Consider the following 21,675-nt stretch of genomic DNA (forward strand, 5'->3'; position numbering starts at 1 on the left):
GCGTTCCAGATGGCGGTACATTGCCGTGAGCCAGCGCAGGCTGGCGCGAGACGAATAAGCTGCGCCGGAACGCGGTTGACGGCTGTGGGACCCGCTCAGAATTTGAAGCGCAGGTCGGCCTTTATGCTGCTCTCGGTCACATCGGATCCGATCAGCCCGTCATAGGCGACGCTGGCGGCGACGGAATTCCCGAAGCCGTAAGTCAGTCCCCCGCCGAGGACCAGGGCATCGCGGGCGAGCGGCACGCCATACACGCGGAACGGGCTCGAACCGGCCAGGGTCATGACCGCTTCCGTGGCCACGTCCCCAAACGCGTGCTGCCAGCCCAGGTTCACGTTGGGCGTGACCGTGGCATTGCCCATGGGGAGGCCGATTGCGAGGCGTGCGCCCAGCGTGGCAAGCGTGGTCGAGAGCGTTTGGGCACTGCCGGACAGGGCTGCAACACCTCCGGTCTCGGCGAACGCATCGAGACGTTGATTCACGTAGGCGAGGCTCGCGTAAGGCGACACCTGGGCATGCCCCAGGACAAGATCGCGCGAGATTTCACCGAACGCCTGAACGGTCCGGCCGTCCTGCTTGGTCGCAAGCCCCTCGGCCACGTTTCCGAAGCCGATGGCACGGGTCATGGAGAGGTCGTTCCAGCCGTAAGCAACGCCGGCCTTTGCGCGCCATCCGGCCCCTTCGGCAACCGCATATGCAGCGAGATCGATGTGCGTGTTATCGACGTCCGACGTCAGGTCGCCGACCGTGCCCGAGGACTGGCCGAAGCCCGCTGCGAGCCCGAAGCGCACCATCTCGGTCACGGGAGCATCGATGCCAGCGACAAAGCCGCTGGCGTCCCAGGACAGCGCGGCTGCATCTCCACCGGAGGCATGGGTCCATCCACCATAACCGGAAAGCCACACACTGGCCGTGAGGCCGGGCGCGAGCGGCGCCGCCGCGACGCCGCTGCCATCGAGCCGCTCCAGAACGGCGCTGCGGATGTGTCTCGCATCATCGAAGGCCATGGCTTCAGCCGACGCATGGGCCTCACCCGAAAGCTGCGCCAATGTCGCCGACAGGGCTGCCGCGTTCAGGGTGTAGAGGGATTGATAGAAGGCGCCGAGGGAGCCCGTGAGCGCCACGCCCGCCGCTGGACGTACGCTGTCCAGCGCCCCGCCAACCGCGGTGCCGTTGCGGCTTGTGGCCAGTCCGAGCACGGACAGAGTGCCATAGGCCGACGGGGTTACGATGAGGCTGAGGTCGTTCGCGCCATAGAGGGCATCGAACCGCGTGCCCGCGGCAAGGCCGACGGGCTGCGCGAGCCCTGAAAACGAGCCGGACACGCCGGCGCTGGCCTCGATGACCCGGAGGGTGGTGCCAAGGGTCGGGGTGTAGCTGTTGGTGGCGCTCCCCGTGATGCCGCGCAGTTGCGGAGCAAGCGTGCCGGCCACCACCACCGTCCCCATGGGCCCGGTGGTGACGAGGCGGCTGTAATTGCCGGCGCCCGTTCCCGTGCCCGTGCCGTCGATGTCGACCTGGAAGGTGGCTGTGGGGCTCATCAGAACCGGACCCGCCACGGTCAGCGTGCCCGGCGAGTTGCCTGGCGCAAGGCGGCCGGCCACAGCGAGCTGGGCGAAGATCTGCCCCGTGCCACGCAACAGCCCCTCCTGCCCCACATAGACGTTTGACGCCACGGAGCCATTGATGAACAACGTGCCGCCGTCCACCCAGCTTCCACCGGAATAGGTGTTGGCACCGGTCAGGATCAGTTCCCCGGCTCCGGTCTTGATGAGCGTCCCCGCGCCGGAGATGTCCTGCGAGAAGGTGGATGTCATCCCCTGAGTGTCGAGCGTGGTCGTGCCTGTGAACATGGCGTAGCCGAGAACGGCCTTGCCGACATTGAGCATCCCCCATCCATAGACATTGTCGACGCCGGGCTCGCCAAGATCAGTGGCGGTCGTGAGAATGGCCTGCTGGATGTCGTGGGCCGTAAACCAGGGGAAGGCCTCCTTCACCAGCGCCGCAGCGCCGGACACGCTCGGTGCCGCCATGGACGTGCCGGACATGGTGTCATAGCCACGATAAAGGCCGAACCCCTCGCCCAGCGGAACGGTGGAGAGGATGTTGTATCCCGGCGCTACGAGGCACCAGTCCTTCGCAACGCCGCAGCGATTGCCCCAGCTCACCGCCAGATCCACGGAACTGACGAGATTGACGGCCAGCCATGTGTCTTTGAGTTCCGGAACAAGATAGGGCATGCCCGCCAGCACATCCGGATGCGGCTGGGTCTCGTTCCCGGTTGCGAAGACCATGAGGACGCCGGCCCTGGCGGTGGCACGCATCGCCGCCAGCGTCTGCGGCAGTTCCGCCTCAACCTTGGCGCGGGTATAGGATGTCACGTTGCAGGGGCCGGCGGGCGCACGATCGCAATCGTTCATGCCGACGCTGTTGTTCACGATCGGCACACCGCTCGCTGCGAGATAATTCCAGCTGGAGGCGAAGATCTCATCCTCCGAGGTGACGCGCCAGTTGTAGGCGACCGACATGATCCTGGCGTTGAATGCCACGCCCTGCATCACCTCGCCGTTGCGCGCGGCCGCGATGATGCCGGCGACATGCGTGCCATGGGAATCGTCCGGCATATTGTCGAACTGGCCGGTGGGCCGGTTGTTCAAAAAGTCCCAGCCCGGCACCATCCGGCCGCTGAATTCCGGATGCCGCCCGTCAACGGCTGCGTCCATCACGCCGACGGTGACACCCGCACCGGTGTAGCCCTGCGCATATGCGGCTGCGGCATTGATCTGGCGCAGGGCTTGCGAGGCATAATATTCCGACGTGGCCCAGGGGTTGGCGGTCTGGGCCTGCGCCGGTGCGGCCAGGCAGACGGCCGTGGAGGCGAGCAGGAACCCGCGGCGTGCCGGCGACGGTCGGTGAGACGGCATGAAAAAATTCCCCACAACGAAAGCCCGCAGACACCTACCCCAGCGAAAACCGGCCTGCTTGCCGTTGCGTCTCGAAAATCTTGACCGAGCGTCGCATTCGCCACCGGCCCGAAGCATCTCGCGATCGGGCGCCTGACGAGTCCGGGCCGCACCGTTGGCCAATGCTAGCCCGGTCCGCCGACAGGCGGTTCCCGCCCAACGGGCACAGCCGCGCCCCCGCGTGCCGGGTCAAACCCGGTTTCGCCGGCACCTTCGTCCAAAGACGGCCCTCAGGACCAGTGGATCTGCTTCCACCCCGCACCACTGACATGGTCGAGGCTGTCATCGGAGAGGGCCTGCAGTCCGCCGGGGCGCATCTGCTCACGCGCCTGAAGGACCAGCGCCTCGGCCGCTTCCTTCGGAAGGTCTTGCCCCTTGGAAGCAGCGTAAGCGGTCAGCGCTTCGGCGCTGGAGAAGACCTCCCGCATGCCTCCAACATCGGACAGACACCCGCCCGTGCTGATCATGAAGGCCTCAAGAGACGGAGGATTTATTGCCATGCTGCAGCTCTCTTCCAGTTTCGGGCGTCCTTCGGAACTTCAATCCCGGATGATCCGTGTAAAGCCCGTCCTGTTGGGGCGCGGCGGCAGCGGAGGCAGCACACCGCCCACGACCTGATCCAGTTCCTGCTCTCCGAGCGGAGCGGTGCCGCCGTCCGGCTCGATGCCGGGTTCGGGCGTGGGCGTGGGCGTGGGCGTGGCAGAAGCGTCTTTCTCGTTGGTCATGCTGCCCCCATTCGCATAGGCGCTGAAGTCCGCGCCGATGGCAGGATTCTACAGTGGATGGGGCCTGTGCATTTGCCTGCCTGTCCCGGATGACTTGTGCCACCGTCCCAATCCATACCGCCAAGGGCAGGGCCGCCCGTCGTCGGTGGTCGGAGGGTCAACAGGTTTCCGGAACCCGAAAGAGGAAAGAACATTCCCTTTGGGAAGAGAGCCTGAGATAATGCATTGCACGCGATGACCGGAACCACGCGGGTGGGAGAAAGCGCATGTCGGGAGGCATTCCGTCCAGAAGGTTCCGGACGCTGGGGTCCGATAAGGCGGAACAGTTCGGCCGCTACCACGACCATATGGCGCCCATCTACGACGTAGCGGCGGAGGAAAATGGCAAGGCCGGCTTTGCCGCCGATATGACCGCATATCATCTGGGCGGCATGCTGGTCGGCGCTTCAGGCTTTTCCGATCACGCGATCGGACGAAGCAAGCGCAAGATCGCCCGGACGGACATGGATCACCTGCTGGTGCAACTGCACAAGACCGGTGGGCTTGACGCCGACGCCGAGGGCAATGTCGTGCGTGTGCGCGCGGGTGACATCTCCCTGATCGATCTCGGCCGCCCCATGGATGGGCATGCCAAGACCTCGCAGACGATCGACGTCATCCTGCCGCGTTCCCAGCTCCCGGATCTGGCGCAACGGCGCAAGACGCCGCACGGTGCCGTGCTGAGCGGCGACAGTCTGATGGGCGGCATTCTGGGGGACTTCCTGCTTTCCTTGGCACGGAGACTGGACGCCGCCACCCCACGCGACGCCGGTCTCCTCACCCGTGCGGCCGCCGACCTGATCACAACGTGCTTCCAGTCGGAGACAGGCGTCGCCGCAGCACAGGAGGGGCTGCTTCTTGCAGCCTCTGAACGGGCGAGACGCTACATCGATGCCAATCTGTCGAAGGCCGAGCTGGTGCCCGTCCGCGTCGCGCGGGAACTGCGCATGTCGCGCTCAAGTCTGTACCGTCTGTTCGAGGCTGAAGGCGGGATCGCGAAATATATCCGGACGCGCCGGCTGACCACCGCCTTGTACTTGCTGACACATCCGGCGCATGCCGGCATGCGCATCGGCGAGATCGCCTTCCGGTGCGGTTTCAGCAGCGAGGCCCATTTCAGCCGCGCGTTCCGCAGCGAGTTCGACATGAAACCCAGCGAGGCCAGGAAGCGCGCCCGCTTCGAACCTGCCCTGGCTGCTGCCTCCCCGGGCGAGGGGCGTTGGATCGCCTCGCTTCGCCCCTCGGAATAGAGGCTCACAGGCAAGGCGTGAAACGGAGCTAGCGGACGCAGATCTGAGCCGGGGTGGCACTCCTGCCAAGACCGCCAATCCGCTTTGGCGCAGGTGGAAAAGAGTCTCAGGTCAGACGGAGATACCGTCGGCCAGTGTCACGGACGTTTTGCGGACCGGCACCAACCGGGGCTCAAGATTCAACGCGGCGCAACCGCGCCGCCACCGCCGCCACCGGCTCGGCCCAGGCATTGGGTGCGGGCTGGCGGAACAGCTCCACGGTGGGATACCAGGGGCTGTCGCTGCGCTCGCGCAGCCAGCGCCAATCGGGCGCGAACGGCAGCAGCACCGAGACGGGACGTCCCATGGCGCCGGCCAGATGCACGATGGACGTGTCCACCGCCACCACCCGGTCGAGCACCTCCAATATGGCCATGGTGTCGGCGAAGTCGGCGATCTCGGCACCCAGATGGATCAGCGGCGCGGCGCCGTAATAGTCCGCCACCTGCCCCGCCGCCGGGCCGATCTGCAACGACACCAGCGCCGTGCGCTCCAGCGCCGCGAGCGGGGCCAGGGCCTTCAGCGTCATGGAGCGGTTGTAGTCATTGCCATGGGTGGGCCGCCCGGCCCAGACGATGCCGATGGCCTGGAAGCCAGCGGGGATCAATTGCGCCAGCCGTGCCCGCCACCGCGCCACCTTGGCCGGATCGGCCCGCACATAGGGCACAGGCGCGGGGATGGTCTCCAGGTCGGTGCCGAACAGCCGCGGCAGGCCGGAGAGCGGGCAGTAGGCATCGAAGTGCGGTATATGCTCCCAGCGATCGGCGTAGCGGTTGATGCCCGCCTGCTGCATGACGATGGGCTGCATCTCGGAACTGCACGCCATCACCAGATTGGGGCACAGCTTGGCCACTTCGGGAATGTAGCGGCAGAACTGGATGGTATCGCCGAAGCCCTGGTCGCCGATCAGCACCAGCGTGCCCTCAGGCATGGGCGTGCCGTCCCATTGCGGCTTGTCGGCGTGCGGCAGCAGGCGTGGCGAATTGGGCAGATCGAACCGCCACTCATATTCCGCCCAGCCCTCGGTGAACTGGCCGCTCAGCAGCAGCGCCTCGGAGAGCTCGAAATGCGCCGCCGCCATGGTCCGGTCCAGCGCCAGAGCGCGCCGGGCAGAGGTGATGGCGGCGTCAATCTCCATGCGGTCGTAATGGATCACGCCCAGATTGTAATGGGCGCCCGCATCGTCCGGCGCCAGTTCCACCGCGCGGCGGCCATGCACGAGTGCCTCGTCCAGCCGGCCCTGGCTGCGATACAACTCGCAGATGTTGCGATGGAAGATCGGTTCGGTCGGCAGCAAGGCGATGGCACGCTCCAGCCGGGCGAGCGCCTCGCGGGGCCGCTTGGCCTTGTGCGCCAGGATCGCGCTCTGGTGCAGCGCCGGAACATAATCCGGCTTGGCCTCAAGCACCTGCGCCACGATCTGCTCGGCCGCGTCCAGACGGCCTTCCTGCTCATGGGCGCTCGCCTCCGCGAGCCATTCGTCGACGGTGCGCGATATGGCGGCACCAGCGCCCTGCGATTCCGCCGGCTGCGGCGCGGACATGCCCTGCCCCGCGCTAGCCATCGATCGAATATCCCAGACGCGCGATCACCGGCTCCAGCACCGGGATCACCGGCGCCAGATGCTTGAGATAATGGCGATAACGGAAGCGGGAATCGTCATAGAGCTTCTCCGTCACCTGGGCATAGCTGGCGGTGCGGGCATAGCGCTTGTTCTCGTGGAACTTCAGGCAGCGCTTGTCGAACGGCAGATCGGCGAAGGCCAGCATGCGGCGCACATGGGTTTCCTGATCGTCCACGATGTCCTCATAGCGCACCGCCAGATACTTCAGCGTCATCTCGCGGCGATAATGCTCCACCAGATCCATCACCAGGACATAGTGCTGGGCAATGGTCTCCAGCGCATTGGCGCAATAGAAGCCATGAGTGAGGTGGTTGGAATAGACCGAGAGCACGATGTCCAGCGGATGGCGCAGCACATGGATCAGCGGCGCATCGGGGAACATCAGGGCGATGAGCCCCATATGGGTCTCGTTGAGCGGCATCTTGTCGGTGAAGCGCGTGGCGCCCGGCTCCATGATGCCCAATTGCTTGACGCGCTGCAGATAATAGTCGCGCAGATTGTCCAGCCCCTCGCACTGGTCGCCCATCCATAGATCCGCCAGCGCCTCGGGATAGGCCAGAGGACTGTTGAGCATGCGCGGCATCAGATTGGCGATGTCGTGCACGAAGGAGAGTTCGTCGCCGGCGGAGACCTTAGGGTGGGCGGAGAGCGTCTGCTCCACCATGGTGGTGCCGGAGCGCGGAAAGCCGAGGATGAACAGCGGCCGTGGCCCGCTTTCCACGGGTTTGGCGCGGGGCACGATGCGCAGCCGGTTGCTGGTGAAATAGGCCTTCAACCGCGCCGCCAGATTGGCCGCGTGCTCGGCCATATAGGTGACGCCGCTCTGCTCCACATTCAGCCGCTTGCCGGCAGCGAAGGCGGCGAAGGCCTCGTCATGGCGACCCATCTTGTCCAGCAGGCGGCCCTTCTCCAACAGGTCGTTGGTGCCGAGGCCCCCGCCGGGATTCTGCTGCGCCATGCGGTCCAGGATCGCCAGAGCGGCGTCATATTGCTTGGTGCGCCCGCGCACCACGGCGCGGTGCAGCAGGATGCTGGGATGGCCAGGCGCCAGCGCCTGTGCTTGGTCCAGCAGTTCGTCGGCGCGCGCGAAGTTGCGGTCCGTCTCCTCCATCCGCGCCCAGCCCAGCACAGTCTGGAGAATGGTAGGCGCCAGCGCGAAGCTCTCCTCGTAGAGCGCGCGGGATTCGGCCATCTTGCCCTGGTTCTTCAGGTTCCAGGCCAGGTTCGCCAGAAGGATGGGCTGGCGCTGCCCCAGCAGCTCCAGGGCACGACGATAGTGAAACTCACCGACCTGCGGCCGGTTCATCTCGGTCATGATCATGCCCATCAGATTGTGCGACTGCGGGTCGGTCGGGGCGATGCGCACCGCATTGCGGGCATGGATTTCGCCTTCCGCCAGATCGCCCTTGCCGAACAGCAGCAGCGCCAACTCCTGGGTCGCCCACACATTGTTGGGGTCCAGCATCACCAGCCGGCGCAACAGCGCCTCGGCGGCGGCGCCGGCGCCCTGCATCTTGCGGATCTGATAGAGCACCGCCAGCGCGCCGCCCTGCCCCGGCGCCAGCTCCAGCACCTCCAGGCACAGCCGCTCGGCCTCCCCATAGGCGCCCTTGGCGTGGCAGGCGATGGCCTCGTCCACCAGCGGCAGCAGGTGGCGGCTGGCGGCGGCCGGGCCGAGAGCGGCGGCCTCCAGCTGGCAGCAGCGCAGCGCGCGCAGACCGCTGCCGCAGGCGCACAGGGAGGGATGCAAAGCATTCATGGGGTTACTGTCCTGAAACCTGGAAGAGCCTGATCCACCGGGCCGCGATCACGGGGGATCAGGCTCTCATGCCTTTATGGCGTGTCAACTCGTAGGCCCCGACCCGGTCAGAAGGACCAGGTGAAGGACCCGGTCACCGCATGATCCTGCACCGCATTGGACAGGGTGCCGCGATACGAGACACCGAGCTTCATGCTGTCGTTGAGTTTCCAGTCGGCGCCCAGGTCCAGCAAGGCCGCATCCCGCGCCAGCGGAGCCCCGGTGACGCTGAAGTTCACACCGGTGCCGAAGGCCAGATAGGCCGCCGGATCCAGATCGCCGAAGGCGTGCTGCCAGCCCACCATCAGGCGCGGCATCAGAGTGGTGCCGTTGCCCAGCGTCCAGCTGGTGCCCAGCCGCAGGCCGAGGGTGGAATAAGTGAGGTCCGTCGCCGAACTGTGCAGGGTCAGCGCCGCCGACCCACCGACTTCCTGCCCCGCGCCGGTGTTCATGTGCACATAGGCGAGGCCCGCGAACGGCTCCAGCGCCAGGCCATTCCAGGAGAAGCCATAGCCCACTTCGCCGAACACCTGCGCGGTGTCGACGCCGTAGCTGCTGCTCACCCCTTGCTGGAAGCCGGGGAAGGCGACCGTGCGCGCCATGTCCACGTCGCTCCAGCTGTAAGCGGCGCCCAGGCGCACATTCACCGGCCCGAAGGCACGGCCGGCATACAGGCCGAGGCTGTAGGTGCCGATATCAGCCGAGCTGGCGCGACCGGAGATGGTGAGATCCGTGGAGGTGTAGCCGCCGGCGAGGCCCACCCGCCAATTCTCGCCGATCAAGGCATCGAGGCCGGTCATGAAGCCGGAGCGATCATGGCTCACCGCAGCGGCATTGCTGGTACCGCTGATCTGGCCCCAGCCGCCGAACGCCTCGCCCCACGCCACCAGGCGGGAGGTGCCACCATCGGCCATGCCGCCATTGGGCCGGGCGATGGCCACGCCGCTGGGCTGCACCGTGCCAGTGCTCCCCTGCCCGGCCGAAGCCAGCGCCGAGGACGACAGCGTCACCGGCCCGCCGGTGCCCAGCGCGACCACCGCGCCGCCGGCTTCGCCATAGGCCTGCTGCCGCAGCCGGTTCATCAGGGTCTGCGGCACCACGCGGCTGTCATCCAGCAGCGCCGTTGTGACGCTGGCATAGGCCTCGCCGGACAGCATGGTGAAGGCCGTGCGGGCGCCGGCCGCGTTCTGGCCCACCACCGCCTGATAAAGCGCCGAGCCGGCGCCGCCGGCCTGCACCGCATTGGCGGTGGCATACTGGTTGGGCGTCAGGGCCACGCTGGAGAAGCGCACCGGCGTGCTGCCGGTGGACAGCGTCAGCGACACCGTATTGGCCCCATAGCTCAGCGACGGCGTGAGGAATGCCAGATCCGTGGTCACGGTGTCGAACTGCCCGCTCAGCGCCGTGCTGGTGAGGATCGAGTAGGTGGTCAAGGCGCCATAGCTGCCGCTGCCGGCCAGCACCGCCAGGGTGCCGCTGAGGGTGGCGGTGCCGGACACCAGCAATTGCGAGCTCTGGCCCTGCGGGTTCACAGCCACCTGCAAGGTGCCGCCGGAGGTCTGGACGAAATTGCCGGTTAGCTTGAGGCTGCTGCCGACCGCGCCGGGCTGCAGTGTGCCGCTGTTCGTCACCGCGCCGATGGTCCAGCTGCCGCTGGCGATCCAGTTCGCCCCGCCGGCGATGGTGAGCGCGCTGCCGCTGCCGAAATTGGCGATGGTGCTGGAAAGAGTGCCGCTGCCGGCCAAAGTGATCCGCCCCGCGCCGCCGCCACCGTCGATGCCGCCCTCCAGCACCGAGCCGGTGGTCAGGGTCAGGCTGTTGACGCCGGCATCGAACTGGATGGCGGTCCCGCCGGTGCCGGTGATGGTGCCGCTGTTGGTGGCGCTGGCGCCGGTGCCGGTGAACTGGAGGCCGATGACGCCGCCGATGGTGCCGCTGTTGGTGAGCGAGGCATTGCTGCCCAGCGCAAGGCCCGCGATGGCGTCGTCGAGGATGGTGCCGGCATTGACCACAGTGCCGCCGGTGGCCACCTGCACGCCGAACACGCCGCCCTGAATGAAGCCGCCGGCGGTGTTGGTCAGCACGCCGCCGGACCCGAGGTTCACGCCGGTGTCGGCGGTGCCGATGATGGTGCCGCTGTTGGTGATGGTGCCGGTGCCGGTGACGCCATTTACGGTGCCGAGCACGGCACCGGTATTGGCGAAGCTGCCGGTGTTGGCGAAGGTGCCGGATCCGCTGATGGTGCCGCTGTTGGCCATGCTGCCGGAATTGGCCAGCGTGCCGTCATTGACCAGCGAACCGGAATTGCTCAGCGTGCCACTGCTGGCGATGGTGCCGGTGCTGGTGAGCGTGCCGCTGTTGGCGAAGGTTCCGCCGGAGACCACTTGGCCGTTGATGGTGGCGGTGCCGGTCGCGGCCACCACGCCGCTATTGTCCAGCGTGGCACCGGCTGAGACCTGGAGATTGCCACCCAGCGTGCCCCGGTTGGTGAGCGTGCCGGAGAGCACCACGGCATTGCTGATGGTGCTGCCGGCATCGACCGCCTGGGTGGCATTGAGGAAGGCCACGTAGCGGAAGCCCAGGACCTGGACGGTGTCCAGGACGGCGCTGCCTTCCACCACCAGCGTGTTCACGCCCAGCGAGCCGTCGGCGAGGCCGATGAGCGCGCTGCCGCTTTCCAGGATCAGCCGGTTGGTGCCGCCGGCGAACTGCACCGCCGTGCCGCCAGCCCCGGAAATGGTGCCGAAATTGTCGATGGTGCCGCTGGCGCCGCCGGTGAACAGCACGCCGATGCCGGCGTTGCCGGTGCCGGAGATGGTGCCGGTATTGGTGATCGTCGCCGTGCCGCTGGAAATGGTCACGCCGGCGCTGGCGCCGGTAATGAGGCCGCTATTGGTCACAAGCCCGCCGGCGGCGAGAGCAACGCCGGTGCCGCTGATGCCGGCGATGGTGCCGGAATTCGCCACCGTCGCGATGCCCGAGGCCGACACGCCCGTCGCCGCGCCCTGGATCAGCGCCGTGCTGCCGGAATTGGCGATGGTGCCGCCAGCGAGCGCGACGGCGGTGCTGCCGGCGCTGCTGGTGGTGATGGTGCCCGCATTGGCCACCACATTGCCGCCGCTGCCGCCAACGACGGCGGCCTGCGTACCGCTGATGCGGCCACCCGCCTGGTTGTTCACGCTGCCGGCGCCGACCAAAGCGATGGCGGCCAGCACGCCGCCGCTGTTGCTGAAGCTGCCGGCATTGGTGAACAGGCCCGCGCCGCTGATGACGCCGCTGTTGCTCATTGTGGTGGCGTTGCTCAGCACGCCGGAATTAAGCAGCGTGCCGGAATTGCTGAACACGCCGCTGTTGGCGAGGGTACCTGCCAGCGCCAGCATGCCGACATTGCTCAGGCTGCCGGAGGTGGCGAGGGTGCCCGCGACATCCAGCGTGGCGGTATTGATCAGCGTTCCGGTATTCAGCAGGCTGGCCAGAACCGCGAACGACCCGCTGTTGGCGATGGTGCCGGCATTGGCCGAGCTGGCGCCGGCGGCGACGAAGCCGCTGGTGTTCAGCACCGCGCCCGCATCCACACTCACCTTGCCGTTGAGCGTGCCCTGGTTGGTCAGCGTGCCGGCGATCACCACCGGATTCGTGATGGTGGAGCCGGCGTCGATGGCGTTGGTGGCATCCATGAAGCCGACATATTGGAAGCCGATGGCGCTCACACCGGAGAGCGTGGCGCTGTCGCGCACCACCAATGTGTTCACGCCCAGGCTGCCGTCGGCGGCCCCGATGAGCGTGCTGCCGCCTTCCAGGATCAGCCGGTTGGTGCCGCCGGCGAACTTCACCGCCGTGCCGCCCGCCCCCGAGATCACGCCGAAATTATCGATGGTGCCGCTGGCGAACCCCATAAACAGCACGCCGACGCCCGCGGTGCCCGTACCGGCGATGGTGCCGGTGTTGGTAAGCATTGTGGTGCCGAATGCGACGCTGACCCCCGCCGTGGCGCCGGACACGAGGCCGCTGTTGGTGACATTGCCGCCCAATCTCAAAGCGATGCCGGAGCCCGATGCACCGATGATGGTACCTTCATTGGTGATCCTCCCGGCGGAACCGAAGTCCACGCCGGTTTGGCCGCCCTGAATGAAGGAGGCCGTGCCTGCATTGGTCAGGCTGCTGCCGCCGAACGAGACGCCGGTGCCGGTCGTGCCGACAATGCTGCCCTCATTCCTCACCGCCCCGATGCCGATGGCGATGCCGTTGACAGCCCCCTGGATGCGCGACCTGACCCCGGCATTGGTGATGTCGCCGCCGACGGTCATGTCGATGCCGGAGTTGGCGAGGCCGATGATCGTGCCTTGGTTCATCACCGGGCCGCCGCCGACCATCTTGATGCCGGATATTGCGCCCTGGATCAGTGAAGCGCTGCCTGTATTTGTCACCGCGCCGATATTGACCATCCAGACGCCAAATTCGGACGATCCAATGATGGTGCCTTCATTGCGCACGGTTCCATTGGAGGTGCTGGCCACGCCGATCTGGCCGCCCCGGATCAACGATGCGGTGCCGATGTTTGAGATCGTGCCGGTCGAAATCTCGACGCCCCTGCCTGCCGTGCCGGTGGCGATGAGGGTGCCAGCATTGGCCATGGTGCCGCCGCTGATGAACATCGCGTGAAGGTCGCCGACAATGCTGCCCCCGACTTCATTCCTCACAACGCCTGTGCCACCCACCCCGAGCGTGCCGAAGATGCTGCCGCTATTGGTCAACAGTCCGGAATTCTGGAACAGGCCGGCAGTGGTAATGAACGTGCCGGTATTGGCCAACGTTCCGTTATTCACCAGCGTGCTCGACAGCGTGAACGTGCCGCTATTGGCGATGACGCCACTGTTGGTGGAGGAGGCACTCACCAAGACCACGCCGCTGGTGTTCAGCACCGCGCCCACATCCACGGTCACCCGGCCGTTGAGCATGCCCTGGTTGGTCAGGGTGCCGGAGATCACCGTGGCATTGGTGACGGTGGAGCCGGCGCCGATGGCATTGGTGGCGTTGATGAAGCCGACATATTGGAAGCCGATGGCGTTCACGCCGGACAGCGTGGCGTTGTCGCGCACCACGAGCGTGTTCGAGCCGAGGCTGCCATCGGCGGTGCCGATGAGCGTGCTGCCGCCTTCCAGGATCAGCCGGTTGGTGCCGCCCGCGAACTTTACCGCCGTGCCGCCCGCACCGGAGATCACGCCATAATTGTCGATGGTGCCGCCGGCGCTACCGCTGAACAGCACACCGACGCCCGCCGTGCCGGTGCCGGCGATGGTGCCGGTATTGGTGATCAGCGCCGTCCCGCCGCTGATCTGCACGCCTGCCGTGCCACCGCTGATGGTGCCGCTGTTGGTGACGGTGCCACCGAGCGCCAGCGCCACGCCATAGCCCAGCGTGCCGGCGATGGTGCCGGCGTTGACGACCGCGCCCAGACCGCCCAGCGCAATGCCGGTCATGCCGCCCGAGATCACGGCAGCCGAGCCGCTATTGAAGATGGTGCCGCGGGCGGCGAAGGAGACGCCAATGCCGGTGGCGCTGCCGAGGGTGCCGGTATTGGTCAGCGTCCCCGTGCCGCTCGCCACCTGCACGCCGGCGATGCCGCCGCTGATAAGGCCGGTGTTGGAGATGCTGCCGCCGAGCGCCAGACCGACGCCATAGCCCAATGCGCCGATGATGGTGCCGGCATTGCTGACCGTGCCCAGCCCGCCCAGCGCGATGCCGGTGAGCCCGCCCGAGATCACCGCGGCCGTATCGCTGTTGGCGATGCTGCCGCCGGCGGCGAGGGACGCGCCCATGCCAGTGCCGCCCGTGATGCTGCCGCTGTTGGTGAGCGTGCCCAGCCCGCTCAGCGAAACGCCGGTGAGGCCGCCCGAGATCACCGCCGCCGAGCCGCTGTTGCTCACCTGCGCTGCGCCGCTCAGCACCAACGCCGTGCCCGCCGTGGAGGTGGCACCGATGGTGCCGGCATTGGCCAGCGTCGCGCCGGCCCCGGCGACGCCTGCCTGCACGCCCGTGATGCTGCCGCCGGCCTGGTTGGTGACGATGCCCGTGGCCGTCACGCTCACGGTGCCGACGATGCTGCCGCTATTGGTCAGTTGACCGGCATTGGACAGCGTACCCGAACCGACCAGCACCGTGCCGCTGTTCACCAGCGTGCCGCTGTTGCTGAAAAGGCCGGTGACGGTGAGCGTGCCGGTATTCGAGAGGCTGCCCGCATTGCTCAGCGTGGTGGCGGAAGCAATCGAGGTCAAGGTCCAGGAGGCGCCGGCGTCCACCAGAACGGTGGCGAAATTGGTGATGCCCGAGATGCTGCCGGTGCCGGAGACGAATTCCAGCGTGTTGCTGCCGGCGCCGCCATCCACGATGCCGGTGAAGGCAGCGCCCGAGAGCACTTGGAGCAGGTCGTCGCCCGCGCCGAACTGCACCGCAGTGCCGCCGTTGCCGATGATGGCGCCGCTGTTGATCAGCATATTGGCGAGGGTACCGCTGAAGGCGATGCCCACGCCAGCCGTGCCCGTGCCGGCGATGGTGCCGGCATTGGTGATGGTTCCATTCACCAATTGCAGGCCGATAGTGCCGCCGGAGATGCGACCGGTCGCGGTGTTGGACACCATCCCGGAGCCCAGCGCCTGCACACCGATGGCCGTGGCGATGATGACGCCGGAATTGTCGAGCGCGCCCGTGCTGCCGGAGGCCAAAAGCACGCCTGTGTTGGCGCTGCTGATCTGCGCGCCGCTCGCATTGGTGAGCATGCCGGCCCCCGCCAGCGTGACCGCGCTGGCGATGGAGCCTTGGTTGGTCAAGGTGCCCGCATTGGTCAGCACCACACCGGAGCTGATGGTGTTGGCGCTCGTGAGGATCCACTGCGCGCCGGCATCCACATTCACCACCGAGAAGCCGGCCGGTGTGTCGGAGAGGGTGCCTACATTGCCCAGCGTATCGCCGGTCAGCTCCAAAGTATCGGTGCCGCCGCCGGTGGATATCGCCCCGATGATCACCGAGGTGGGGCGCAGCACCAGAAGATCATTCCCGGAGCCGAACTGCACAGCGGTGCCGCCATTGCCGATGATGGTGCCGGCATTGGTCAAGGTGTTGCTGAAGGTCCCCGTATCGAACGCCACGCCGATGCCGACGGTGCCCGTGCCGGAGATGGTGCCCTCGTTGGTCACCGTTCCGGCGGCGCCGGAAATCACCACGCCGGCCACGCCGGCGGAAATGCTGGACAGCGTGCCGCTGTTGGTGAGCGACCCGCCCGCCAGCAGATAGACGCCGACGCCGCTGGCGCACCCGCCGCGGATGGCCCCGGCATTGGTCACCGCCACCCGCGCATTGAACCCCTGCACGCCCGTGCAATCGCCCGATATGGTCCCGGTGAGGTTGTTGGTGACAGTGCCGCCGAACAGCAGCAGTACGCCAGTGCCCCCGGCGCTGGTGATCGTGCCGTCATTGGTGACGGTGGCGCCCACATTCTGCGCATATACGCCGCTGCGGTCGCCACTGATGAGCGAAGCGGAGCCCACATTCGCCACCGCGCCGCCGGCCTGCAACTCGATGCCATCGCCCGCGGTGCCGAGGATGGTGCCATCATTGGTGATGGTGCCGGCGGCCCCGCGGGCATAGATGCCGTCATTACCGCCGGAGATCAGGCCCGTTGCCGCATTGTGGACCGTGCCGCCCGCATCCAGGAACACGCCGACGCCCGCTGTGCCGCCGGTGATGCTGCCGGTGTTGGCGATCGTACCCAGGCCGTCCATGGTCTTGATGCCGAAGCCGGCCGTGCCGGTGCCAGCGATGGTGCCGGCATTGGCTATCGAGACCGACATGACATTGCCGGTGGTGCCGTTGGAAATCAGGATGCCGCCGAGGCCGCCGCTGATGAGCGCGCTGGTGCCAAAATTGACGATGATGCCGTTGGTGGTCTGGTCGGCGCCGTAGCCGGTGGTGCCGAGGATGGTGCCTTCGTTGCGCAGGAGCGAGCCGGCGTTGCGCAATTGCACGCCGGTCAGCGTGCCTGCGATGCGCGCGGCCGTGCCCACGTTGGTCACGGTATCGGTGTTGAAGCTGTAGACGCCGACCCCGCTGGTGCCGGTGGCCAGGATGGTGCCGGAATTGGTCAGCGTGCCGCCGAACATCTTGACGCCGTAGGTGGCGCCGGTGATCCGCCCGTTGGCGTCGTTGCCGATGATGTTGCCGCCACCGTTGGAGACCACCCCCGGGCCCGTCGCGCCCGTGATCGTGCCGCTGTTGATCAGCGTGCCCGTGCCGAGCTGGGCGCCCATGGCGCCGGAAATGGTGCCGCCAGCGTGGTTGGTCACCACGCCCCAGTCCATGTTCGCGCCGAAGCCGCCGCTGCTGCTGATCAGCCCGTCATTGACGATTGAGGCGACGACGCTGGAGGTGTTGGCGAAGCTGACGCCGCTCATGGCGCCGGAAATGGTTCCGGTGGCGGCATTGGTGACGCTGCCGGCGCCGGCCTGCACCACCACGCCCTGGCCGCTGCTGGCGATGATGGTGCCGGCATTGGTGAGGGTGAGATTGCCGCTTGTTACATTGATCCCGGAGCCGCCCGAGATCAGCGAGGCGGTGCCGTTATTGGCGACGACGCCACCCGTATTCAGGAAAATACTGGTGCCGCCGGCACTGATGGTGCCGGCATTGGTCACGGTGGGCGTGCCGCTGATGCCGACAACGCCGGTGCCGGTGGTGGTGACCAGCGCGCCGAGCTGGTTATCCAGCACACCGCCGGAGGTCAGCGTCACGGTGCCGGTGATGGTGCCGCTATTGCTCAGGAGGCCGCTGCTGGTCAGCACACCGGTGGTGGCGGTCAGCACGCCGGCATTGATGAGGGTGCCGGAATTGGCCAGGGTGCCGGAATTGGTGAGCGTGACGCCGGACGAAATGGTGTTGGAGCCGGTGAAGGTCCAACTGGCGCCGCTGCTGACCTGCACGAGCCCGAAATTGACGAAGCTGGCGCCGCCCAGCCCGGTGAAGCTGCCGCCGGTTCCGTCGAAGGCCAAGGTATTGGTGCCGGCTCCGCCGTCCACCACGCCGATGAAGGTGGCTCCCGCCTGAAGGGTCAGCAGGTCGTTGCCGGCGCCGAAGGCCACCGCCTTGGTGCCACCGGAGATGGTGCCGCTGTTGGTGAGCGCATTATTGAAAGTGCCGCTGGCGAACAGCACGCCATAGGTCGCGCCCGTGATGGTGCCGGCATTGGTCACCACACCAGCGTCGGATATAAACTGGATGGCGCGGTCCACCGAGGAAATCAGTGAGGCGCTGCCGGAATTGGTGATCGTGCCGCCATTTTGCAGATAAAGGCCGTAGGCATGGCCGTTGGTGAGCGTGGTCGCCCGAATGGTACCTTCATTGGTCACATTGATCGGCACGCCAAAGCCGACCACACCGATGTACGTGCCAATGATCTGCGACCCGGTGCCCACATTGTTGACGAAGCCGCTGCCATTCATCCAGACGGCCTCGAGGCCGGTGATCGTGCCAGCATTCTGCACGCCGCCCGAAGCACCCGCATAGGCAAACACGCCAACGCTGGTCGTGGCGCCGGTGATGGTGCCCGTGGCTGCATTCGTCAGCACGCCGGTGCCGGTCAGCGTGACGGCGCCGGCGATGCTGCCGGAATTGGTCATGGAGCCGCTGTTGAGCAGTGTGCCGTCCAGTGTCAGCGCACCCGCATTGGTAAAGGTGCCGGCATTGGTGAAGGTGCCGCCGGAGGCCACCGTCATGGTGCCGCTATTGGTCATCGCCAGGGCCGAGGCGACGGTATTCGTGCCCGTGAAGGTCCAGTTGGCCCCGCTCAGAACATCGAACTGCTCGAAATTGATGAAGCCCGAACCGCCCAGCCCGGTGAAGGTGGCGGAGGTCGTGCCACCGAATTCCAGCGTATCGGTGCCTGCGCCCGCGTCCACAACTCCGGTGAACACGCCCCCCGGCAGCAGGCGCACCACATCGTTGCTGGTGCCGGCGAAGCGCACCGCGGTGCCGCCATTGCCAATGATCGTGCCGCTGTTGACCACCGTATTAACGAAGCCGGTCACGTTCACCAGAACGCCGACACCGGAGGTCGTATTCGTGCCGATGATGGTGCCGGCATTTGTAACGGTGGAGCCTGCCCCATAGGCGTTCAGCAGGTAGGCCCCTGCGGCTGTGCCGGAAATTGTCGCGCCGGCGGCATTGGTCACCACGCCGCCGCTCTGAAGATAGAGCGCCTGCCGGCTCGTGCTGGCGATGGTGCCATAGTTGGTGATGGTGGCGACCGCGCCGCCGGCGGTGAAGAACACCGCATTTCCGGCGCCGCCTGTGATCGTGCCGCTGTTGACCAGCGTGGCCGTGCCGCCGCTGACCACGACGCCGTAATTGCCCCCGGCGATCACACTGGCGGTGCCCGTATTATTGATGCTGCCGCCGCCGCTGAGATTGATGCCGGTCCGTGGATAGGAGCTCGGTGCGCTGATGGTGCCGTCATTGATGACGGTGCCGGCGGCTCCGGTAATGTTGACGCCGAACGAGCCCGAGATGAGGGAGGCGGTGCCGCTGTTGGTCACCTTGCCGCCGGCGGTCAGCGAGACGCCGGGTCCATTCGTGCCGGCAATGGTGCCGGCATTGGTCAGGGTCGGGGTGACACCGGACGCATTGGTCACCGCGGCGACAGACGTGGCGGAAATGATGCCGCCGAGCTGGTTGTCCAGCGTTCCCGTGGAGGTCAGTGTTACCGTTCCGGCAATGCTTCCGCTATTGGTCAGAAGCCCAGTATTGATAAATGTGCCGTAGGTATTAAGCAGCGTGCCACGGTTGGTGAGGGTGCGCGAGTTCGACAATGTCGCCGAATTATTCAGTACGCCACCCGCGGCGATGGTAATCCCCGCGCCGACCCCGGAGTTGTTCACCACGCCGCCGTTCGCCATCGAGCCGGCGATGGAAATGGACGCAGACGTGCCGGAATTGTTCAGGGTTCCGCTGTTCGAGAAGGTCCCCGTGCTCAGGACGACGAGGGAGGCACCGGCGGCATTGGTCAGCCCCCCGGAGCTGTTCAGGGACCCGGCCACGGTCAGCACCGACGCCGTTGTGGCATTCTGGATCGGGCCGGACGATGACGCTGTGGCGGCGGCGGCGACCGTCAACTTGCCGTTGTTGGCGAAGGTGGCGGCGCCGAAGCTATTCGTGCCGGTGAGGGTCCAATCGGCATTGGCCAGCACCGACACGTTCTCGAAGCTGAGGGCTCGCACGCCGGAGATGGTGCCGGCCGATGTGCCGGCGAACTGCAGCGCGTCAGTGCCCGCACCGGCATTCATGATGCCGGTCACGACGGCACCGGGGCGCAACTGCACGGTGTCGTTGAACGACCCGGTCATGCTTATGGCGGTGCCGCTATTGCCGATGATGGTGCCGTAATTGATCACCGTCGTCGCGGCGCCGGCGCCGGTCACGCCGACGGAGCCGGATATGATCCCGCCGTTGGTGTTCGTCACCCGGCCGCCATTGGTGAGAGCAACACCCACTCCCGATCCGGCCGTTGCCGTCACGGTGCCGCTGTTGGTCACAACGCCTGCCGCGCCCTTCACGGCGATGCCACGGCTACCGCCCGAGATCGTCCCGCCCGCGCTGTTGGTTACCGTGCCGCCAAAGCCGAGATAAACCGCAGGAGTGGTCGTGCCGCCCTGGATTAGCCCGGAGTTGGTGATCGTGGGCGAGCCGGCCCTCGAATAGATGGCGAAGCCGCCGGTGGTGATGATGGTGCCGGCATTGGTCACCCGGCCGCCACTTGCCAAATAGATGCCCATGGCGGCGCCGGAGATCGTGCCGCCGGCACTGTTCGTTATGAGTGTACTGGAGGCACTGTTACGGACGCCCGCACTGTTGCTGTCGGTCGACGTCGTGCCTGAGAACGTTCCGGTAGCGGTGATGAGGCCGTCATTCACCACCGTGGCAATGCCCGTGATCTGCAGACCACCGGCACCGGTAATGGTGCCGCCGGCAGTGTTGCTGACAGAGCCCTGATCGAACGTCACCCCGAACGAGGTTTGCCCGGTGATCTGGCCGGCATTGGTGAGGGTGGCGTTCGCGCCGAGTGCGAAGAAATACACGCCCCGACTTGCGCCAGTAATCACGCCGGTTGCGGCATTGTTCACACTGGCGGCCGTATAAGAGATAGCGACTGCGCTGCTGGACGTACTGCGGATTGTGCCCGCATTGGTCAAGGTGCCGGCGACATCCCGGATGTAGACCCCGAACACATCTGCGGTGATCGACGACGCGGTGCCCGAATTGGTGACAGAGCCTCCGGAATTCAGATAGACGCCGAGATTTGAAGCTGTGATCGCGCCTTCGTTGATCACCGTGCCCACGCCGCCGGTGATTCTCACGCCGGAACCACCGGAAATCAGGGAGCCGGTGCCGCTGTTGGTCACCAGCCCGCCGGCGGTGAAGGTGACGCCGGTGTAGCTCGGGGCGCTCACGGTGCCCTGGTTGGTCAGCGTCCAGACGTTTGTATTGCCGCCATAGACCGCGCTCGCGGTCGACGCGCTGACCGTGGTGGCGGCGGTGATCAGAAAGTCGGTGGAGCCGGAATAATTGCCGAGGACGACACCGGTGTTCGTGGGGTTCAGCGTATGGGTCTGCGCCTGCGCCGGACGCGGCAGCGCCACACCCAGGCTCACCACCACGGGCGCCAGCATCAGCGCCACGGTGGCGCAACTGCTCAGGAGGACCTGCGCCATCCGGCTGTGGCGCCGGTCAGGCGGGAGAGCGGCGCGAAGCGCGGCGGCAATGGGGGCGGACGGCACGCTCATGCGGACACTGAAGCCAGAACCTGCCGGTCAGCGAGCGGGACGCTCCGGCACGAATCGCAGTGCACTCTCCACCCGCCCGCATGGCGGGTGCGCTGCTCCGCTCTGGCCACTGTGCTCCCCCCCGACACCGTACCGACGCAAAACGTTAACGCCTCATGGCATCGGCACCAAGACACCAGAAACAGCATCGGTTGCAACCGAAAAAATGCATGCACAATCAACAAAATATAACTCCCCGCACGCTCGCGCATGCGGCCCGTTGCCCCTGACTTGGACCGGCTTAAAAACGACGGCCTCGTATCCTATGGGATTGCGCGAACCCTCCCCATTCTTGCAACGGCAATTTTTGGTCATAAGCGGTGATTCGGGTCCATTTTCTGGACCGCCGGAAGCTGGAGGTTCCGGTCTGC

The 21,675-nt window shown here is 66.5% G+C and carries 7 protein-coding genes; 1 reads left to right on the forward strand and 6 read right to left on the reverse strand.

Translation table 11 applies throughout. From position 1 onward, the window contains the following. Window positions 1-95 precede the first annotated feature (95 nt). The 3 genes from DFO45_RS15225 to DFO45_RS15235 all read right to left on the reverse strand — a co-directional run bounded on the left by DFO45_RS15225 (window position 96) and on the right by DFO45_RS15235 (window position 3,688). A complete protein-coding gene (locus DFO45_RS15225) occupies window positions 96-2,924 on the reverse strand; it encodes a S8 family serine peptidase (RefSeq protein WP_166657148.1) in 2,829 nt (942 codons plus the stop codon). Window positions 2,925-3,193: 269 nt separating this feature from the next. Further along, on the reverse strand, window positions 3,194-3,391 hold the full coding sequence (locus DFO45_RS15230; RefSeq protein WP_133865535.1) for a hypothetical protein: 198 nt from the start codon (window positions 3,389-3,391) through the stop codon (window positions 3,194-3,196). A 111-nt stretch (window positions 3,392-3,502) separates the two neighbouring features. After that, window positions 3,503-3,688 carry a hypothetical protein gene (locus tag DFO45_RS15235; RefSeq protein WP_133865536.1) on the reverse strand — a complete coding sequence of 62 codons (186 nt, stop codon included), beginning with the start codon at window positions 3,686-3,688 and terminating at the stop codon, window positions 3,503-3,505. 266 nt (window positions 3,689-3,954) lie between these two features. On the opposite strand from DFO45_RS15235, the gene DFO45_RS15240 reads away from it, so the two are divergent. Next, the gene (locus DFO45_RS15240) at window positions 3,955-4,977 is read left to right on the forward strand and encodes a helix-turn-helix domain-containing protein (protein ID WP_133865537.1); all 1,023 of its coding nucleotides are present in this window, start codon (window positions 3,955-3,957) and stop codon (window positions 4,975-4,977) included. A 172-nt stretch (window positions 4,978-5,149) separates the two neighbouring features. Here DFO45_RS15240 and DFO45_RS15245 read toward each other — a convergent pair whose 3' ends face one another. The 3 genes from DFO45_RS15245 to DFO45_RS24950 all read right to left on the reverse strand — a co-directional run bounded on the left by DFO45_RS15245 (window position 5,150) and on the right by DFO45_RS24950 (window position 21,193). Then, complete coding sequence (locus DFO45_RS15245) at window positions 5,150-6,559, reverse strand: tetratricopeptide repeat-containing glycosyltransferase family protein (protein ID WP_133865538.1); 1,410 nt, start codon at window positions 6,557-6,559, stop codon at window positions 5,150-5,152. Between the two features lie 13 nt (window positions 6,560-6,572). Beyond that, window positions 6,573-8,399, reverse strand: coding sequence for a tetratricopeptide repeat-containing sulfotransferase family protein (locus DFO45_RS15250; protein WP_208299803.1), 1,827 nt, complete (start codon window positions 8,397-8,399; stop codon window positions 6,573-6,575). A 107-nt stretch (window positions 8,400-8,506) separates the two neighbouring features. Continuing rightward, entirely contained in the window at window positions 8,507-21,193 is a 12,687-nt protein-coding gene (locus DFO45_RS24950) for a hypothetical protein (protein ID WP_166657149.1), read from the reverse strand. Between the last annotated feature and the right edge of the window lie 482 nt (window positions 21,194-21,675).

Source organism: Azorhizobium sp. AG788 (assembly GCF_004364705.1).
GTDB classification, from domain to species: Bacteria; Pseudomonadota; Alphaproteobacteria; order Rhizobiales; family Xanthobacteraceae; genus Azorhizobium; species Azorhizobium caulinodans.

Excerpts from the sequence above, each read along its gene's own strand:
- DFO45_RS15225 (WP_166657148.1), bottom strand. The coding sequence starts at position 2,924 with ATGCCGTCTCACCGACCGTCGCCGGCACGCCGCGGGTTCCTGCTCGCC.
- DFO45_RS15230 (WP_133865535.1), bottom strand. The coding sequence starts at position 3,391 with ATGCGGGAGGTCTTCTCCAGCGCCGAAGCGCTGACCGCTTACGCTGCT.
- DFO45_RS15235 (WP_133865536.1), bottom strand. The coding sequence starts at position 3,688 with ATGACCAACGAGAAAGACGCTTCTGCCACGCCCACGCCCACGCCCACG.
- DFO45_RS15240 (WP_133865537.1), top strand. The coding sequence starts at position 3,955 with ATGTCGGGAGGCATTCCGTCCAGAAGGTTCCGGACGCTGGGGTCCGAT.
- DFO45_RS15245 (WP_133865538.1), bottom strand. The coding sequence starts at position 6,559 with ATGTCCGCGCCGCAGCCGGCGGAATCGCAGGGCGCTGGTGCCGCCATA.
- DFO45_RS15250 (WP_208299803.1), bottom strand. The coding sequence starts at position 8,399 with ATGAATGCTTTGCATCCCTCCCTGTGCGCCTGCGGCAGCGGTCTGCGC.
- DFO45_RS24950 (WP_166657149.1), bottom strand. The coding sequence starts at position 21,193 with ATGGCGCAGGTCCTCCTGAGCAGTTGCGCCACCGTGGCGCTGATGCTG.